This is a genomic window from Caballeronia sp. M1242 (assembly GCF_017220215.1).
Taxonomy (GTDB): Bacteria; Pseudomonadota; Gammaproteobacteria; order Burkholderiales; family Burkholderiaceae; genus Caballeronia.
The window spans coordinates 2,499,964-2,516,408 of the sequence record NZ_CP071129.1 but is presented as its reverse complement, the minus strand read 5'-3'; the positions used below and the strand labels follow the sequence as shown (position 1 = coordinate 2,516,408).

15 protein-coding genes, 3 tRNA genes and 3 rRNA genes are annotated in these 16,445 nt (G+C 58.3%); 20 read left to right on the top strand and 1 reads right to left on the bottom strand.

The window, feature by feature from the left end; genetic code table 11:
- Positions 1 to 81 precede the first annotated feature (81 nt).
- From hisF to tatC, 8 genes are all read left to right on the top strand, one after another.
- A complete protein-coding gene (gene hisF / locus JYK05_RS11700; protein ID WP_175946532.1) occupies positions 82 to 855 on the top strand; it encodes an imidazole glycerol phosphate synthase subunit HisF in 774 nt (257 codons plus the stop codon).
- Positions 856 to 858: 3 nt separating this feature from the next.
- Positions 859 to 1,263 carry a phosphoribosyl-AMP cyclohydrolase gene (gene hisI / locus JYK05_RS11695; protein WP_206467115.1) on the top strand — a complete coding sequence of 135 codons (405 nt, stop codon included), beginning with the start codon at positions 859 to 861 and terminating at the stop codon, positions 1,261 to 1,263.
- Entirely contained in the window at positions 1,260 to 1,628 is a 369-nt protein-coding gene (locus tag JYK05_RS11690) for a phosphoribosyl-ATP diphosphatase (protein WP_175946536.1), read from the top strand. The genes hisI and JYK05_RS11690 overlap by 4 nt, the downstream gene beginning before the upstream one ends.
- Positions 1,629 to 1,671: 43 nt before the next feature.
- Complete coding sequence (locus tag JYK05_RS11685) at positions 1,672 to 2,064, top strand: hypothetical protein (RefSeq protein WP_175946538.1); 393 nt, start codon at positions 1,672 to 1,674, stop codon at positions 2,062 to 2,064.
- Between the two features lie 32 nt (positions 2,065 to 2,096).
- The gene (locus JYK05_RS11680; protein WP_175946540.1) at positions 2,097 to 2,459 is read left to right on the top strand and encodes a histidine triad nucleotide-binding protein; all 363 of its coding nucleotides are present in this window, start codon (positions 2,097 to 2,099) and stop codon (positions 2,457 to 2,459) included.
- A gap of 151 nt (positions 2,460 to 2,610) precedes the next feature.
- Positions 2,611 to 2,844 carry a Sec-independent protein translocase subunit TatA gene (gene tatA, locus JYK05_RS11675; RefSeq protein WP_206467114.1) on the top strand — a complete coding sequence of 78 codons (234 nt, stop codon included), beginning with the start codon at positions 2,611 to 2,613 and terminating at the stop codon, positions 2,842 to 2,844.
- Between the two features lie 36 nt (positions 2,845 to 2,880).
- A complete protein-coding gene (gene tatB, locus JYK05_RS11670; RefSeq protein ID WP_175946544.1) occupies positions 2,881 to 3,414 on the top strand; it encodes a Sec-independent protein translocase protein TatB in 534 nt (177 codons plus the stop codon).
- A 44-nt stretch (positions 3,415 to 3,458) separates the two neighbouring features.
- On the top strand, positions 3,459 to 4,235 hold the full coding sequence (gene tatC / locus JYK05_RS11665; protein ID WP_206467113.1) for a twin-arginine translocase subunit TatC: 777 nt from the start codon (positions 3,459 to 3,461) through the stop codon (positions 4,233 to 4,235).
- Between the two features lie 100 nt (positions 4,236 to 4,335).
- Here tatC and JYK05_RS11660 read toward each other — a convergent pair whose 3' ends face one another.
- Complete coding sequence (locus JYK05_RS11660) at positions 4,336 to 5,553, bottom strand: S1C family serine protease (RefSeq protein ID WP_175946549.1); 1,218 nt, start codon at positions 5,551 to 5,553, stop codon at positions 4,336 to 4,338.
- A gap of 20 nt (positions 5,554 to 5,573) precedes the next feature.
- Between JYK05_RS11660 and JYK05_RS11655 the strand changes: the two genes are divergently transcribed.
- From JYK05_RS11655 to rrf, 12 genes are all read left to right on the top strand, one after another.
- Positions 5,574 to 6,320, top strand: coding sequence for a Nif3-like dinuclear metal center hexameric protein (locus JYK05_RS11655; RefSeq protein WP_206467112.1), 747 nt, complete (start codon positions 5,574 to 5,576; stop codon positions 6,318 to 6,320).
- A gap of 208 nt (positions 6,321 to 6,528) precedes the next feature.
- Positions 6,529 to 7,149, top strand: coding sequence for a ubiquinol-cytochrome c reductase iron-sulfur subunit (gene petA, locus JYK05_RS11650; protein ID WP_175946553.1), 621 nt, complete (start codon positions 6,529 to 6,531; stop codon positions 7,147 to 7,149).
- On the top strand, positions 7,150 to 8,532 hold the full coding sequence (locus JYK05_RS11645) for a cytochrome bc complex cytochrome b subunit (RefSeq protein ID WP_175946555.1): 1,383 nt from the start codon (positions 7,150 to 7,152) through the stop codon (positions 8,530 to 8,532).
- 22 nt (positions 8,533 to 8,554) lie between these two features.
- Entirely contained in the window at positions 8,555 to 9,310 is a 756-nt protein-coding gene (locus JYK05_RS11640) for a cytochrome c1 (protein WP_175946557.1), read from the top strand.
- Positions 9,311 to 9,401: 91 nt separating this feature from the next.
- Complete coding sequence (locus JYK05_RS11635; RefSeq protein WP_008344155.1) at positions 9,402 to 10,013, top strand: glutathione S-transferase N-terminal domain-containing protein; 612 nt, start codon at positions 9,402 to 9,404, stop codon at positions 10,011 to 10,013.
- A gap of 63 nt (positions 10,014 to 10,076) precedes the next feature.
- Complete coding sequence (locus tag JYK05_RS11630) at positions 10,077 to 10,586, top strand: ClpXP protease specificity-enhancing factor (protein WP_175946558.1); 510 nt, start codon at positions 10,077 to 10,079, stop codon at positions 10,584 to 10,586.
- An 18-nt stretch (positions 10,587 to 10,604) separates the two neighbouring features.
- Positions 10,605 to 10,680, top strand: a tRNA-Thr gene (locus JYK05_RS11625).
- Positions 10,681 to 11,134: 454 nt separating this feature from the next.
- Positions 11,135 to 12,666 (top strand): 16S ribosomal RNA (locus tag JYK05_RS11620).
- Positions 12,667 to 12,729: 63 nt separating this feature from the next.
- Positions 12,730 to 12,806, top strand: a tRNA-Ile gene (locus JYK05_RS11615).
- 70 nt (positions 12,807 to 12,876) lie between these two features.
- Positions 12,877 to 12,952: transfer RNA gene (locus tag JYK05_RS11610), tRNA-Ala, on the top strand.
- A gap of 288 nt (positions 12,953 to 13,240) precedes the next feature.
- Positions 13,241 to 16,122 (top strand): 23S ribosomal RNA (locus tag JYK05_RS11605).
- A gap of 167 nt (positions 16,123 to 16,289) precedes the next feature.
- Positions 16,290 to 16,403: ribosomal RNA gene (gene rrf / locus JYK05_RS11600) — 5S ribosomal RNA — on the top strand.
- Together the 16S, 23S and 5S rRNA genes with 3 tRNA genes alongside form the textbook arrangement of a ribosomal RNA operon.
- The last annotated feature ends 42 nt before the right edge of the window (positions 16,404 to 16,445 follow it).

Here is a 16,445-nt window from a genome sequence, read left to right as displayed (position 1 = left end):
GCTTCTCTCGCGCGAGCACACTTAAGCGCGCCGGGCGGCGCTGGCCGCCCTTAACCGTACCGAACCGGCAGTAGCTAGAACATGGCTCTCGCAAAACGCATCATCCCCTGTCTCGACGTGACCGCTGGGCGCGTGGTGAAGGGCGTCAACTTCGTCGAACTGCGCGACGCGGGCGATCCCGTCGAAATCGCGCGACGCTACGACGATCAGGGCGCCGACGAACTCACGTTCCTCGACATCACCGCGACGTCCGATCAGCGCGATCTCATTTTGCCGATCATCGAGGCGGTGGCCTCGCAGGTCTTCATTCCGCTGACCGTCGGCGGCGGTGTGCGCGCGGTCGAGGACGTCCGGCGCTTGCTGAACGCGGGCGCGGACAAGATCAGCATGAACTCCTCGGCGGTGGCAAATCCGCAACTCGTGCGCGACGCGTCGGACAAGCACGGCTCGCAGTGCATCGTCGTCGCGATCGACGCGAAGCGCGTGTCGGGAGAAGGCGAGCCGCCGCGCTGGGAAGTGTTCACGCACGGCGGCCGCAAGGCGACCGGCATCGACGCAGTGGAATGGGCGCGCAAGATGGCCGAACTCGGCGCGGGCGAAATCCTGCTGACCAGCATGGATCGCGACGGCACGAAAGCCGGCTTCGATCTGGCGCTGACGCGCGCCGTGTCGGATGCCGTGCCTGTGCCGGTGATCGCGTCGGGCGGCGTCGGGTCCCTGAAGCATCTGGCGGACGGCATCGTCGAAGGGCACGCCGACGCCGTGCTCGCCGCAAGCATCTTCCACTACGGCGAGCATACGGTCGGCGAAGCGAAGCGTTTCATGGCCGATCAAGGCATTTCGGTGAGGATCTGAGCCGTGAGCGACCCGACGAATTGGCTCGATAAGGTGAAGTGGGACGCGAACGGCCTCGTGCCCGTCATCGCGCAGGAAGCATCGACCAACGACGTGCTGATGTTCGCGTGGATGAACCGCGAAGCGTTGGCGAAAACCATCGAACTGAAGCGCGCCGTGTACTTCTCGCGCTCGCGACAGCGCCTGTGGTTCAAGGGCGAAGAATCGGGGCACGTGCAGCACGTGTACGAAGTGCGGCTCGATTGCGATGAAGATGTCGTGCTGCTCAAGGTCGAGCAGGTGTCGGGCATCGCGTGCCATACGGGCCGCCATTCCTGCTTCTTCCAGAAATTCGAGGGAACGGCCGAGGGCGGCGAGTGGGTCGCCGTCGAGCCGGTCCTGAAAGACCCAGAAAGCATTTACAAATGACGCAAGCCACCACGCTGGACACGCTGCTTCGCCTTGCCGCCGTCATCGACAGCCGGAAAGGCGGCGATCCGGAACAATCCTACGTTTCGCGACTCTTTCATAAAGGTGACGACGCGGTCCTGAAGAAGATCGGCGAGGAAGCGACCGAAGTCGTGCTCGCCGCGAAGGACGCGCGCCACGGCGGCGCGCCGAAGGCGCTCGTCGGCGAGGTCGCCGATTTGTGGTTTCATTGTCTCGTGATGCTGTCGCACTTCGACCTGAGTCCCGCCGACGTGGTCGCCGAACTGGAGCGGCGCGAAGGCTTGTCGGGCATCGAGGAGAAGGCGCTGCGCAAGTCGCGCGAGCGCGAACAGAACGGCGGCTGACGAGGCGTTCGCCCACTTTCTCGCGCGAGCGAAGGAGGCAAGCATGGCCGGGCTCGATGGACCGTACCCGCCGCCTGTGTATCAGACGCCGGCGGAAGACGAGCGGCTGCGCAGCCTGCGCACGCTCACGCACATCCTTTATGCGCTGTACGCGCTCTATTGGCTGACGGGCGGCCTGACCGTGCTCGTCGCGATCATCATCAATTATCTGAAGCGCGGCGACACGGTGGGCACGCCGTATCAGGCGCACTTTTCGTGGCAAATCCGCACGTTCTGGTGGGCAGTGCTCGGCCATGTGATCGGCGTCGCGCTGCTGTTCGTGGGCGTCGGCTTTCTCATTTTGTCCGCAGTCGGCATCTGGACGCTGTATCGCGTCATCAAGGGCTGGCTGTTTCTCTACGAAAACAAACCGATCGACCCGCAGACGTGGTTCTAGCGGCGATGCCTGGCAACGGAGTACGCACATTCATGAGCCAAGACAACTGCATCTTCTGCAAGATTGCCTCCGGGCAGATTCCCAGCACGAAAGTCTACGAGGACGACGAATTCGTCGCGTTCAACGACATCAACCCGGCCGCGCCGGTTCATGTGCTGGTGATTCCGCGTCAGCACATCGAGACGCTTTCGGACTGTTCCGAAAGCGATGCGCCGCTGCTTGGTAGAATGTTGAGTCTCGTTGGCCGTCTCGCAAAAGATTTGGGCGTTTCCTACACGGGTGGGGATACCGGTTTCCGGACGGTCATCAATACCGGGCCAGGCGGCGGGCAGGAGGTGTATCACATTCATGCGCATCTTCTGGCTGGGGCGCGTCCGTGGCGGCGAATGGGCTGACGTCGGTTTCATCGGCGTTTTGCTTTCCAATGCCATATTGGGCGCGCAAAATCGATACTGATAGCCGAGGCGGCATTGCTTCGGCTCGAGCTGCAGGCCAGCCTTCCGTCGCGGAAAGGCTTTTGCGGCGGAATAAGGAGAGTTTTCATTCATGGGTTCGTTAAGCATTTGGCATTGGTTGATCGTTTTGCTGATCGTGGCGCTCGTCTTCGGCACGAAGAAACTGCGCAATATCGGCGGTGATCTGGGCGGCGCGGTTCGCGGCTTCAAGGAAGGCATGCGTGAGGAAGACAACCCCGCATCGGCCGATAAGCGCGATCAACTGCCGCGCGACACGGTGGACGTCGAAGCGAAGGACAAGACGCGTTCGGGCGACTACCGCTAATCGAACGGGCGAACGTAACCCTGCACAGTTCCCTCAATGCTCGATCTTGGTCTGACCAAAATGGCGCTCATCGGCGTCGTCGCGCTGGTGGTGCTCGGGCCGGAGCGCTTGCCCGGCGTCGCGCGCACGGCGGGCGCGCTCTTCGGGCGCGCTCAGCGTTACATCAACGACGTGAAGTCGGAGGTGGCGCGCGAGATGGAACTCGACGAACTCAAAAAGATGCGCACGCAGTTCGAGACGGCGGCGTCGAACGTCGAATCGACGATTCACGACAATCTGCGGCGCCACGAGTCCGAACTGAACGATGCGTGGAGGGAAGGCACGTCGGTCGAGCCGAGCATCGCGGGAGGCGCTCCGGCGTCGCCTGAAGATGAAAGCGGCGCTTCCGACAAGCCTTGGGTTAACTCGACCTTCGCGCCAGCGAAGCGCAAGAACTGGCGCGTCAAGCAGACCGCGGTTCCCAACTGGTACAAGCGCACCACCGCGCGCCGCACGCGCGTGCAGTCGGGTGCGGCCCGGGTCGCGCGTCATACGCCTGCAAGCCTGCGCCGTCCGACGAAATTCTTCTGACACGGCCGCATTTCTTCCATCGATGATCCAAACCGAGGGCCGGCGTGAGCGACCCGCAACACAATAAAGACGAGCCCGTCGAAGAGACGTTTATCTCCCATCTGGTGGAACTGCGCGATCGCATCATCCGCGCGGGGGCTTCGGTCATCGTCGTTTTCGTCGGGCTGGTGTATTGGGCGCCGGACATCTTCAAACTGCTCGCGCGTCCGCTGATGCAGAACTTGCCGCGCGACGGCAAGATGATCGTCACTGACGTCACTGGCTCGTTCTTCGTGCCGATGAAAGTGACCATGCTCGTCGCCTTCGTCATCGCGCTGCCGTTCGTGCTGTATCAGATCTGGGCGTTCGTCGCGCCGGGGCTCTATCAGCATGAGAAGAAGCTCGTCGCGCCGCTGGTGTCGAGCAGCTACGCGCTCTTTCTCTGCGGCATGGCGTTCGCGTATTTCGTCGTATTCCCGACCATTTTCCGCGTGATGGCGCATTACAACGCGCCGCTCGGCGCGGAGATGACGACGGATATCGACAATTACCTGAGCTTCGTGCTCACCATGTTCCTCGCGTTCGGCGTGACGTTCGAGGTGCCGATCGTCGTCGTGCTGCTCGCGCGCATGGGCGTCGTGTCGATTCAGAAGCTCAAGCAGATCCGGCCGTATGTGATCGTCGGCGCGTTCATCATCTCGGCCGTGGTGACGCCGCCGGATGTCTTCTCGCAGCTGATTCTCGCGATTCCGCTCATCATCTTGTACGAAGCGGGAATCGTGGCGGCGCGGCTCGTGGTCGGGAAAGACGCGATCAAGAGCGAAGAGCTCACCGTGAAATAGAAGGCTGCGGCCGATTGTCGCAGCGTCGGCCGCACCGAACGCGTGTTCTCCGCAATAAAAAAGGCAGCCGAGGCTGCCTTCTTTTTGAGCGCTCGGCGCGTTATTCGTCGCCCTGATCGCCCTGATCTTCGTCCGGCGTCTGCGGCGCCTTCGGCTGCGCGGGCCGTTTGCCGATCATCACGTTCACGTCCAGTTCCTTGTTCTTGCGCATCAGATGCACTTTCACGGACGTGCCCGGCTTGATCTGAGCAACGACGTTCAAGAGGCGCGTCGTGTCGGTGATCGTGTCCTCGTTGATGCTGACAAGAATATCGCCCGGCTTGATGCCGGCTTTATCCGCCGGGCCGCCTTGCAGCACGCCCGCGACGATCGCGCCGGATTTCTGATCGAGCCCGAACGATTCCGCGATTTCCGGCGTCACATCCTGCGGTTCCACGCCGATCCAGCCGCGCGTCACCGTGCCCGTCGTGATGATGCTCTCCAGCACACTGCGCGCCGTCGACACCGGAATGGCGAAGCCGATGCCTAGCGAGCCGCCGCTGCGTGAATAAATCGCGGTGTTGATGCCGAGCAGATTGCCGTTCACGTCGACGAGCGCACCGCCCGAATTGCCGGGATTGATCGCCGCGTCGGTCTGGATGAAGTTCTCGAACGTATTGATGCCCAGGTGATTGCGCCCGAGCGCGCTCACGATGCCCATGGTCACCGTCTGCCCGACGCCGAACGGGTTGCCGATCGCCAGCACGACATCGCCGACGTGCGTCTGGTCCATTCGCCCGAGCGTGATGCTCGGCAAGTTTGTCAGCGCGATCTTCAGCACGGCGAGGTCCGTCTCGGGATCGACGCCGATCACTTTCGCGCTCGACGTGCGGCCGTCCGCGAGCGCGACTTCGATTTGGTCCGCACCGTCCACGACGTGCTGGTTCGTTAGAATGTAACCTTCCGAGCTGACGATGACGCCTGACCCGAGATTCGACGCGGGAGGCTCGTCGTTCTTGCGTCTGTTCTTGTCGCCGAAGAAGTAGCGGAAAAGCGGGTCTTTGGCTCGCGGGTCCGCCGGCAGATTGCCGTCCTTGCTGGAGAACACGTTCACCACCGCGGGCATCGCCTTTTGCGCGCCGTCCGCATACGACGACTGGAGCGGGCGCGAGCCGATGCTCGGCGCCACTTCCTGTAACGCGACGATCGGCTCGGCGAGTTGCTTGCCGAATTGGCCCTGACGTTGAAGCCACTGCGGTTTCAGGGTCGCGATGATGAACATCAGAGCCAAAAGCACGGTGACCGCTTGGGCAAAAAACAGCCAGAAGCGTCTAAGCATTTGAAGGGATAGAGGATTTCATGGATCGGATCGAACTCGAATTGTATCTGAACAACCTGCTGGAAATCGGCCGCTTCAAGGACTATTGCCCGAACGGCCTACAGGTGGAAGGCACGCGCCGCGTTCAGAAAATCGCGACCGGCGTGACGGCATCGCTCGCCTTCCTGGAAGCCGCGCTGGAGTGGGGCGCGGACACGGTGCTCGTCCATCACGGCTATTTCTGGCGCAACGAGGCGCCGCAGATCACGGGGCGCAAGCATCGTCGGCTGCGCACGCTGATCGCCAACGACATCAATCTTTTCGCCTATCACCTGCCGCTCGACGCGCATCCGGAATTCGGCAACAACGCGCAGATCGGCGCGCGGCTCGGCTTGATTGCCGACGGCCGTTTCGGCGATCAGGACATCGGCTGGGTCGCGCCGATCACCATGCCGCTTTCGCTCGAGCACTTCACCGCGACCGTCGAGAATGCGCTCGGCCGCAAGCCGCTCGTGTTCGGCGATCCCGACCGCGAGCTACGGCGCGTCGCGTGGTGCACGGGCGGCGCGCAGGGCTATTTCGAACAGGCCATCGACGCGGGCGCCGACGTGTATCTGAGCGGCGAAGTGTCCGAGCAGACAATGCATATCGCGGCGGAATCCGGCGTGGCGTATATCGCGGCGGGGCATCACGCGACGGAACGTTATGGCGTGCAGGCCGTCGGCGCGCACCTGTCCGAAGAGTTCGACATCGAGCATGTGTTTATCGATATCGATAATCCGGTCTGAAGCGGCGATTCCTCGTCGTTCGAACCCCGCTGGAGCGATGAAAAGACGCTTCACGCGAACGCGCGAAAACGTGGGGAAAACCCGGAAGGTTCGCTAAATCCGGGTAATTTTCCCCGAACGGCCCTTGTAAATGGCAACTCCATTCGCGCACACTAGCGGCGGAACACTGATGTGACGGTATAAATCCAACTCAGAAGTGGGGCGTGTGATGCGAGACAAGGACGATAAGCGCGTCGATGGCGGCCGCCGTACCTGGCTGATTACGACGACCGTGGCGGGTGGTGTCGGAGGTGTGGCAACGCTGGTTCCGTTTGTTGGTTCGTTCGCTCCGTCGGAGAAGGCCAAGGCGGCGGGCGCGCCCGTCGAGGTCGATATCAGCGGACTGAAGCCGGGCGAAATGATGACAGTCGCCTGGCGCGGCAAGCCGGTGTGGATCGTGAATCGCACGGACGAAATGCTGTCCGACGTGAAGAAGGCCGACAATGAAGTGGCCGATCCGAAGTCCAAAATGGAATTCTCGATGCCGTTGCCGGAGTACTGCAACAACGAGTTCCGCTCCCGCGCCGATCACAAGAACATATTCGTGGCCGTCGCCGTCTGTACGCACCTCGGCTGCACGCCGACGCCGCGCTTCACCGAAGGTCCGCAACCCAATCTTCCCGATAACTGGCCAGGCGGCTTTCTGTGCCCGTGCCACGGCTCGACCTACGACATGGCCGGCCGCGTCTTCAAGAACAAGCCCGCGCCGCAGAATCTGGACGTGCCACCGTACATGTTCACTTCCGCGACGCAACTCGTGATCGGCAAGGACGAAAAGGGAGAGGCTTAAATGGCGACCGCAGACAAGGATGTGGAAACGACGGGCTTCTTGGGCTGGATAGATCGCCGGTTTCCTTTGACATCCACCTGGAAGAAACACGTCACCGAATACTACGCGCCGAAGAACTTCAACTTCTGGTATTTCTTCGGCTCACTTTCAATGCTCGTGCTGGTCATTCAGATCGTCACGGGCATTTTTCTCGTCATGAATTACAAGCCCGATGCGACGCTGGCCTTTGCATCGGTCGAGTACATCATGCGCGAAGTGCCGTGGGGCTGGCTCATTCGGTATATGCATTCCACGGGCGCGTCGATGTTTTTCGTCGTCGTTTATCTTCACATGTTCCGCAGCCTGATGTACGGGTCCTACCGCAAGCCGCGCGAGCTCGTGTGGATTTTCGGTTGCGCCATTTTCCTGTGCCTGATGGCGGAAGCGTTCTTCGGCTATCTGCTGCCTTGGGGGCAAATGTCGTTCTGGGGCGCGCAAGTAATCGTGAATCTGTTTTCGGCGATTCCTTTTATCGGCCCGGATTTGTCGCTGTGGATTCGCGGCGATTATGTCGTGTCGGACGTTACGCTGAATCGCTTCTTCTCGTTTCATGTGATCGCGATTCCGCTCGTACTGATCGGGCTCGTTGTTGCGCATCTGGTCGCGCTGCATGAAGTGGGATCGAATAATCCCGATGGCATCGAAATCAAGGCAAAGAAGGACGCGAACGGCATTCCGCTCGACGGTATTCCGTTTCACCCGTATTACTCGGTGCACGACTTCATGGGCGTCTGCATTTTCTTGCTGATTTTCGCGGCAATTATTTTCTTCGCGCCGGAAATGGGCGGCTACTTCCTCGAAGCAAATAACTTCGTGCCGGCTAATCCGCTGCAAACGCCGTCTGAAATCGCGCCCGTCTGGTACTTCACCGCCTTCTACGCGATGCTGCGTGCGACCACGGATCCGTTCAAGATCGTGCTGATGATCATCATCGCGCTGCTCGGGGTGTTCGCGCTTTTGCGCGCGCGCGGAAAATGGCGCATTGGGCTGCCCGTGCTCGCGCTCTTGGTGATCGTGTTCATGGCCCTCACCGAATCCAAGTTCTGGGGCGTGGTCGTGATGGGCACGGCGGTCGTTTCGCTGTTCTTCGTGCCGTGGCTGGATCGCAGTCCGGTGAAGTCGATCCGCTACCGGCCGCTCTTTCACAAAGTCTTCTACGCAATCTTTGTCTTCGCGTTCCTCGTGCTCGGCTTTTTGGGAACGCGGCCGCCATCGCCGGCGGGAACGCTTATCGCGCAAATCTGCGCGCTCATTTATTTCGCGTTTTTCCTCGGCATGCCTTTCTGGACGCCGCGCGGCAGATTCAAGACGCCGCCCGAGCGAGTGAACTACAAACTCCACTAAGCGCCCGTCCGGAGACGACACGATGAAAAAATGGCTCTCGACTCTCGCGATGACTTGCGCGGCGATGTTCGCGTTCAGCGCGGCGCCAGTGCACGCGGCGGAAGAAGCGGTGCTGGACCGTGCGCCCGATAACGCGGACAATTTCGCGTCCTTGCAGCACGGCGCCCAAATATTTGTAAACTACTGCCTGAACTGCCATAGCGCGAGCCTGATGCGCTACAACCGTCTGACGGACCTCGGGCTCACGCAGAAGCAGATTCAGGACAATCTGCTGTTCACGACGGAAAAGATCGGCAACACCATGAGCATCGCGATGCGCCCGGACGACGCCAAAGCGTGGTTCGGCGCGTCGCCGCCGGATTTGTCGGTGGAGGCGCGGGCGCGCGGCAAGGACTGGCTCTACACGTATTTGCGCAGCTTCTACCGTGACCCGACCCGGCCGACCGGCTGGAACAATCGCGTGTTCGAGAACGTTGGCATGCCGCATGTGCTGTGGACGCTGCAAGGTATCCGCGATGCGCGGTTCGAGACGGACACGGACGAGAAAACCGGCGAAAAGACAAAAAGATTCGTGGGTTACACTCAGGTGACGCCTGGCACCATGTCGAACGTGGATTATGATTCAGCTGTGGCCGATCTGGTTTCGTACCTTTCGTGGATGTCCGAACCCGCCCAGCAGACCCGCAAGCGCCTTGGCGTCTGGGTCTTGCTGTTTCTGGCGCTCCTGAGCTTCCTCGCATGGCGTCTGAACGCGGCATACTGGCGAGATATCAAATAGCACGCCTGTGACGGCGTGGGTCGGCGCGGCTACTCCCGGGAGGGATTCGCCGCAGCCGGCCCTTCGAGTTTACTGAAGGGACTTAAATAACATGATGGTTCTGTACTCCGGCACTACTTGCCCGTTCTCCCAGCGCTGCCGGCTGGTGTTGTTCGAAAAGGGCATGGATTTCGAGATCCGCGACGTCGATCTGTTCAACAAGCCGGAAGACATCGCGGTGATGAACCCGTACGGTCAAGTGCCGATTCTCGTCGAGCGCGACCTGATCCTGTACGAGTCGAACATCATCAACGAGTACATCGACGAGCGTTTCCCGCATCCGCAGCTGATGCCGGCGGATCCCGTCCAGCGTGCGCGTGCGCGTCTGTTCCTGCTCAACTTCGAAAAAGAACTGTTCGTGCACGTCGGCACGCTCGAGAACGAGAAGGGCAAGGCAGCCGAGAAGAACCACGAAAAGGCGCGCAGCGCGATCCGCGACCGCCTCACGCAACTCGCGCCGATCTTCCTGAAGAACAAGTACATGCTGGGCGAGGAGTTCTCGATGCTCGACGTCGCGATCGCGCCGCTCTTGTGGCGTCTCGATCACTATGGCATCGAGCTGTCGAAGAACGCCGCGCCGCTGATGAAGTACGCCGAGCGCATTTTCAGCCGCCCGGCCTATATTGAAGCGCTGACGCCTTCCGAAAAGGTGATGCGTCGATAGTTTGCGAGAACGGGGCGCGCCGGGCGCGAGTTCGCGCGACCGTGCTCCGGCAGAGGAAAGTTGATGCAAGAAATCTCCACCAAGCCTTATCTGTTGCGCGCGCTGTACGAATGGTGCACCGATAACGGTTTTACGCCTCACATCGCCGTGCGAGTCGACGGCGCGACGCGCGTGCCGCGCCAGTTCGTGCGCAATGATGAGATCGTGCTCAACATCAGCTTCGAGGCGACGAGCCAGTTGCAGATGGGGAACGAATGGATCGAGTTCAGTGCGCGCTTTTCCGGGAAATCGCACAAGATCGAGGTCCAGGTCGCCAACGTGCTCGCCATTTATGCGCGCGAGAACGGGCAAGGAATGGCGTTTCCCGTCGAGCCGTCGCCTCATTCCGCGAGCGAGCCGAGTGTTTCGGCTGCGCCCCGGTCTGCCGAGCGAGAGCAGCGTCACGTTGATCCTCAGGCGGAGGATCGGTCGAGCGCTTCAGCCACTTCATCGCGCGATGAGGCGCAATCGGGCGCGTCGGATGACGACGCATCGAAATCCTCTGGCCGGTCGCACCTGAAAGTCGTTAAATGAAGTAGAATCTCGTCCTTCGCCGGCTTAGCTCATCTGGTAGAGCAGTTGATTTGTAATCATCAGGTGGCGGGTTCGAGTCCTGCAGCCGGCACCAAGACTTCAATGTCGACGGGTCGTGCGATGTCCGCACGACCCGTTCGCTTTAAGCGAGCCGATGTTGGTAAGCCGACTGGGTTCGCAGGTCCGAGCCGAAAGGCGAGTCAAAAAGAAGCTTCAAAAACTTGTTGACACTGACCGAAACGACGTACATAATCTCGTTTCTCTGCTGCTGATGCAGCGACGCAAGACGAAGCGGTTGAGCCCAGTGCTCGATGCGGCGAGGTGGAAAGTCTTGGCGGATTGCTCTTTAAAAACTAACAGCCGATAAGTGTGGGCGCTTGATGGCGAGTGCGGTTGTGGTGCTTAGGCGCTGCAGCATAAGCAAAAGTATCAAGAGTCTCACACGAAGTATCAGAGGAAGGTTTATCTGTCTTAGGACGGATTAATCATCGTCAGTACGTTGAGTGAGCGACCGGTTTCTAACGGAACCGAAAACAGTAACAGGCATTGAACTGAAGAGTTTGATCCTGGCTCAGATTGAACGCTGGCGGCATGCCTTACACATGCAAGTCGGACGGCAGCGCGGGCTTCGGCCTGGCGGCGAGTGGCGAACGGGTGAGTAATACATCGGAACGTGTCCTGTAGTGGGGGATAGCCCGGCGAAAGCCGGATTAATACCGCATACGATCTACGGAGGAAAGCGGGGGATCTTCGGACCTCGCGCTGTAGGGGCGGCCGATGGCAGATTAGCTAGTTGGTGGGGTAAAGGCCTACCAAGGCGACGATCTGTAGCTGGTCTGAGAGGACGACCAGCCACACTGGGACTGAGACACGGCCCAGACTCCTACGGGAGGCAGCAGTGGGGAATTTTGGACAATGGGGGCAACCCTGATCCAGCAATGCCGCGTGTGTGAAGAAGGCCTTCGGGTTGTAAAGCACTTTTGTCCGGAAAGAAAACTTCGCCGCTAATATCGGTGGAGGATGACGGTACCGGAAGAATAAGCACCGGCTAACTACGTGCCAGCAGCCGCGGTAATACGTAGGGTGCGAGCGTTAATCGGAATTACTGGGCGTAAAGCGTGCGCAGGCGGTCTGTTAAGACCGATGTGAAATCCCCGGGCTTAACCTGGGAACTGCATTGGTGACTGGCAGGCTTTGAGTGTGGCAGAGGGAGGTAGAATTCCACGTGTAGCAGTGAAATGCGTAGAGATGTGGAGGAATACCGATGGCGAAGGCAGCCTCCTGGGCCAACACTGACGCTCATGCACGAAAGCGTGGGGAGCAAACAGGATTAGATACCCTGGTAGTCCACGCCCTAAACGATGTCAACTAGTTGTTGGGGATTCATTTCCTTAGTAACGTAGCTAACGCGTGAAGTTGACCGCCTGGGGAGTACGGTCGCAAGATTAAAACTCAAAGGAATTGACGGGGACCCGCACAAGCGGTGGATGATGTGGATTAATTCGATGCAACGCGAAAAACCTTACCTACCCTTGACATGGTCGGAAGTCTGCTGAGAGGCGGACGTGCTCGAAAGAGAACCGGCGCACAGGTGCTGCATGGCTGTCGTCAGCTCGTGTCGTGAGATGTTGGGTTAAGTCCCGCAACGAGCGCAACCCTTGTCCTTAGTTGCTACGCAAGAGCACTCTAAGGAGACTGCCGGTGACAAACCGGAGGAAGGTGGGGATGACGTCAAGTCCTCATGGCCCTTATGGGTAGGGCTTCACACGTCATACAATGGTCGGAACAGAGGGTTGCCAAGCCGCGAGGTGGAGCCAATCCCAGAAAACCGATCGTAGTCCGGATCGCAGTCTGCAACTCGACTGCGTGAAGCTGGAATCGCTAGTAATCGCGGATCAGCATGCCGCGGTGAATACGTTCCCGGGTCTTGTACACACCGCCCGTCACACCATGGGAGTGGGTTTTACCAGAAGTGGCTAGTCTAACCGCAAGGAGGACGGTCACCACGGTAGGATTCATGACTGGGGTGAAGTCGTAACAAGGTAGCCGTATCGGAAGGTGCGGCTGGATCACCTCCTTTCTCGAGCTTCGCACACCAAGTTAAGCGCTCACGCTTATCGGCTGTGGTTTAGAAACAGGCTAAGGGTCTGTAGCTCAGTCGGTTAGAGCACCGTCTTGATAAGGCGGGGGTCGTTGGTTCGAATCCAACCAGACCCACCATGTCGGCGGTCGTTAGCGCGTGAGCGCTTACGAAGGCCCCACCCTCGAAGAGGGCAGGGTCAATAGACGCGGGGGATTAGCTCAGCTGGGAGAGCACCTGCTTTGCAAGCAGGGGGTCGTCGGTTCGATCCCGTCATCCTCCACCATCAATCTTCAATGCCTAGCGTTCACGAGCAGTGAATGTTAAGCATTGGCGATTGCTAGCCAGTTGATGCTGTAGGTATTGCAAGACACCTATCGGCTAAACGTTCTTTAACAATCAGGAAGAAGTAGTAAAGAGATTATCTGAAAGCACTTAGAGATGGGTGTGAGTAGGGTAGTCAGGGTAGTGATTGTATCGAGTATGAAAAGTGATCTTCATTGATGACTTGGAATACGGCACAACGCGAATACTCAGCCTATGACAGAGGTGTCGCGAGACACACTCGTTATAGGGTCAAGCGAACAAGTGCATGTGGTGGATGCCTTGGCGATCACAGGCGATGAAGGACGCGGTAGCCTGCGAAAAGCTTCGGGGAGCTGGCAAACGAGCATTGATCCGAAGATGTCCGAATGGGGAAACCCACTCCGTATGGAGTATCCATAGCTGAATACATAGGCTATGTGAAGCGAACGCGGTGAACTGAAACATCTAAGTAACCGCAGGAAAAGAAATCAACCGAGATTCCCAAAGTAGTGGCGAGCGAAATGGGAAGAGCCTGTACTCTTTATTTGTATTGTTAGCTGAACGCTCTGGAAAGTGCGGCCATAGCAGGTGATAGCCCTGTAAGCGAAAACAGTATGAAAGAACTAGGGGTACGACAAGTAGGGCGGGACACGTGAAATCCTGTCTGAAGATGGGGGGACCATCCTCCAAGGCTAAATACTCGTGATCGACCGATAGTGAACCAGTACCGTGAGGGAAAGGCGAAAAGAACCCCGGGAGGGGAGTGAAATAGATCCTGAAACCGCATGCATACAAACAGTCGGAGCCTCGTAAGGGGTGACGGCGTACCTTTTGTATAATGGGTCAGCGACTTACGTTCAGTAGCGAGCTTAACTGATTAAGGCAGGCGTAGCGAAAGCGAGTCCGAATAGGGCGATCAGTTGCTGGGCGTAGACCCGAAACCAAGTGATCTATCCATGGCCAGGTTGAAGGTGCGGTAACACGTACTGGAGGACCGAACCCACTAACGTTGAAAAGTTAGGGGATGAGCTGTGGATAGGGGTGAAAGGCTAAACAAACTTGGAAATAGCTGGTTCTCTCCGAAAACTATTTAGGTAGTGCCTCGTGTATCACCTTCGGGGGTAGAGCACTGTCATGGTTGTGGGGTCCATTGCGGATTACTACGCCATAGCAAACTCCGAATACCGAAGAGTGCAATCACGGGAGACAGACATCGGGTGCTAACGTCCGGTGTCAAGAGGGAAACAACCCAGACCGCCAGCTAAGGTCCCAAAGATTGGCTAAGTGGGAAACGAAGTGGGAAGGCTAAAACAGTCAGGAGGTTGGCTTAGAAGCAGCCACCCTTTAAAGAAAGCGTAATAGCTCACTGATCGAGTCGTCCTGCGCGGAAGATGTAACGGGGCTCAAGCCAGTCACCGAAGCTGCGGATGCGAGTTTTACTCGCATGGTAGGAGAGCGTTCCGTAAGCCTGCGAAGGTGCGTTGAAAAGCGTGCTGGAGGTATCGGAAGTGCGAATGCTGACATGAGTAGCGATAAAGGGGGTGAAAAGCCCCCTCGCCGTAAGCCCAAGGTTTCCTACGCAACGTTCATCGGCGTAGGGTGAGTCGGCCCCTAAGGCGAGGCAGAAATGCGTAGCTGATGGGAAGCAGGTCAATATTCCTGCACCATTGTTAGATGCGATGGGGGGACGGATCGCGGAAGGTTGTCCGGGTGTTGGACGTCCCGGTCGCTGCATTGGAGAAGGTGCTTAGGCAAATCCGGGCACGTAATTCAAGGGTGTGGCGCGAGTGACTTCGGTCACGAAGCAATTGGAAGTGGTTCCAAGAAAAGCCTCTAAGCTTCAGTCTAACGATGACCGTACCGCAAACCGACACAGGTGGGCGAGATGAGTATTCTAAGGCGCTTGAGAGAACTCGGGAGAAGGAACTCGGCAAATTGGTACCGTAACTTCGGGATAAGGTACGCCCTGGTAGCTTGACTGGCCTGCGCCAGGAGGGTGAAAGGGTTGCAATAAACTGGTGGCTGCGACTGTTTAATAAAAACACAGCACTCTGCAAACACGAAAGTGGACGTATAGGGTGTGACGCCTGCCCGGTGCCGGAAGATTAAATGATGGGGTGCAAGCTCTTGATTGAAGTCCCGGTAAACGGCGGCCGTAACTATAACGGTCCTAAGGTAGCGAAATTCCTTGTCGGGTAAGTTCCGACCTGCACGAATGGCGTAACGATGGCCACACTGTCTCCTCCCGAGACTCAGCGAAGTTGAAGTGTTTGTGATGATGCAATCTCCCCGCGGCTAGACGGAAAGACCCCATGAACCTTTACTGTAGCTTTGCATTGGACTTTGAACCGATCTGTGTAGGATAGGTGGGAGGCTATGAAACCGGAACGCCAGTTTCGGTGGAGCCGTCCTTGAAATACCACCCTGGTTTGTTTGAGGTTCTAACCTTGGTCCGTGATCCGGATCGGGGACAGTGCATGGTAGGCAGTTTGACTGGGGCGGTCTCCTCCCAAAGCGTAACGGAGGAGTACGAAGGTACGCTAGGTACGGTCGGAAATCGTGCTGATAGTGCAATGGCATAAGCGTGCTTAACTGCGAGACCGACAAGTCGAGCAGGTGCGAAAGCAGGTCATAGTGATCCGGTGGTTCTGTATGGAAGGGCCATCGCTCAACGGATAAAAGGTACTCTGGGGATAACAGGCTGATACCGCCCAAGAGTTCATATCGACGGCGGTGTTTGGCACCTCGATGTCGGCTCATCTCATCCTGGGGCTGTAGCCGGTCCCAAGGGTATGGCTGTTCGCCATTTAAAGAGGTACGTGAGCTGGGTTTAAAACGTCGTGAGACAGTTTGGTCCCTATCTGCCGTGGGCGTTGGATATTTGAAGGGGGCTGCTCCTAGTACGAGAGGACCGGAGTGGACGAACCTCTGGTGTACCGGTTGTCACGCCAGTGGCATCGCCGGGTAGCTATGTTCGGAAGAGATAACCGCTGAAAGCATCTAAGCGGGAAACTCGCCTTAAGATGAGATATCCCCGGGGCTTCGAGCCCCTTGAAGGGTCGTTCCAGACCAGGACGTTGATAGGTCAGGTGTGTAAGTGCAGTAATGCATTGAGCTAACTGATACTAATTGCCCGTAAGGCTTGATCCTATAACCAGTGTGTTTCGCAGTGAGTTAGCGCTTTAGCGCTTACTCAATGCAACCCCCGAAGGGGGCCACTGGCTGAGTAGCGGCTGTGCCCACAATCGCCACCCAACACACTATTTCTTCCCCGATTGGTTGTAGCGCCCAACAGGCGAGACAACATCCCCTTAAAGCCTGATGACCATAGCGAGTCGGTCCCACCCCTTCCCATCCCGAACAGGACCGTGAAACGACTCCACGCCGATGATAGTGCGGATTGCCCGTGTGAAAGTAGGTAATCGTCAGGCTCCCCCTTGCAAAACAAAAACCCCACCCCGAAAAGGTGGGGT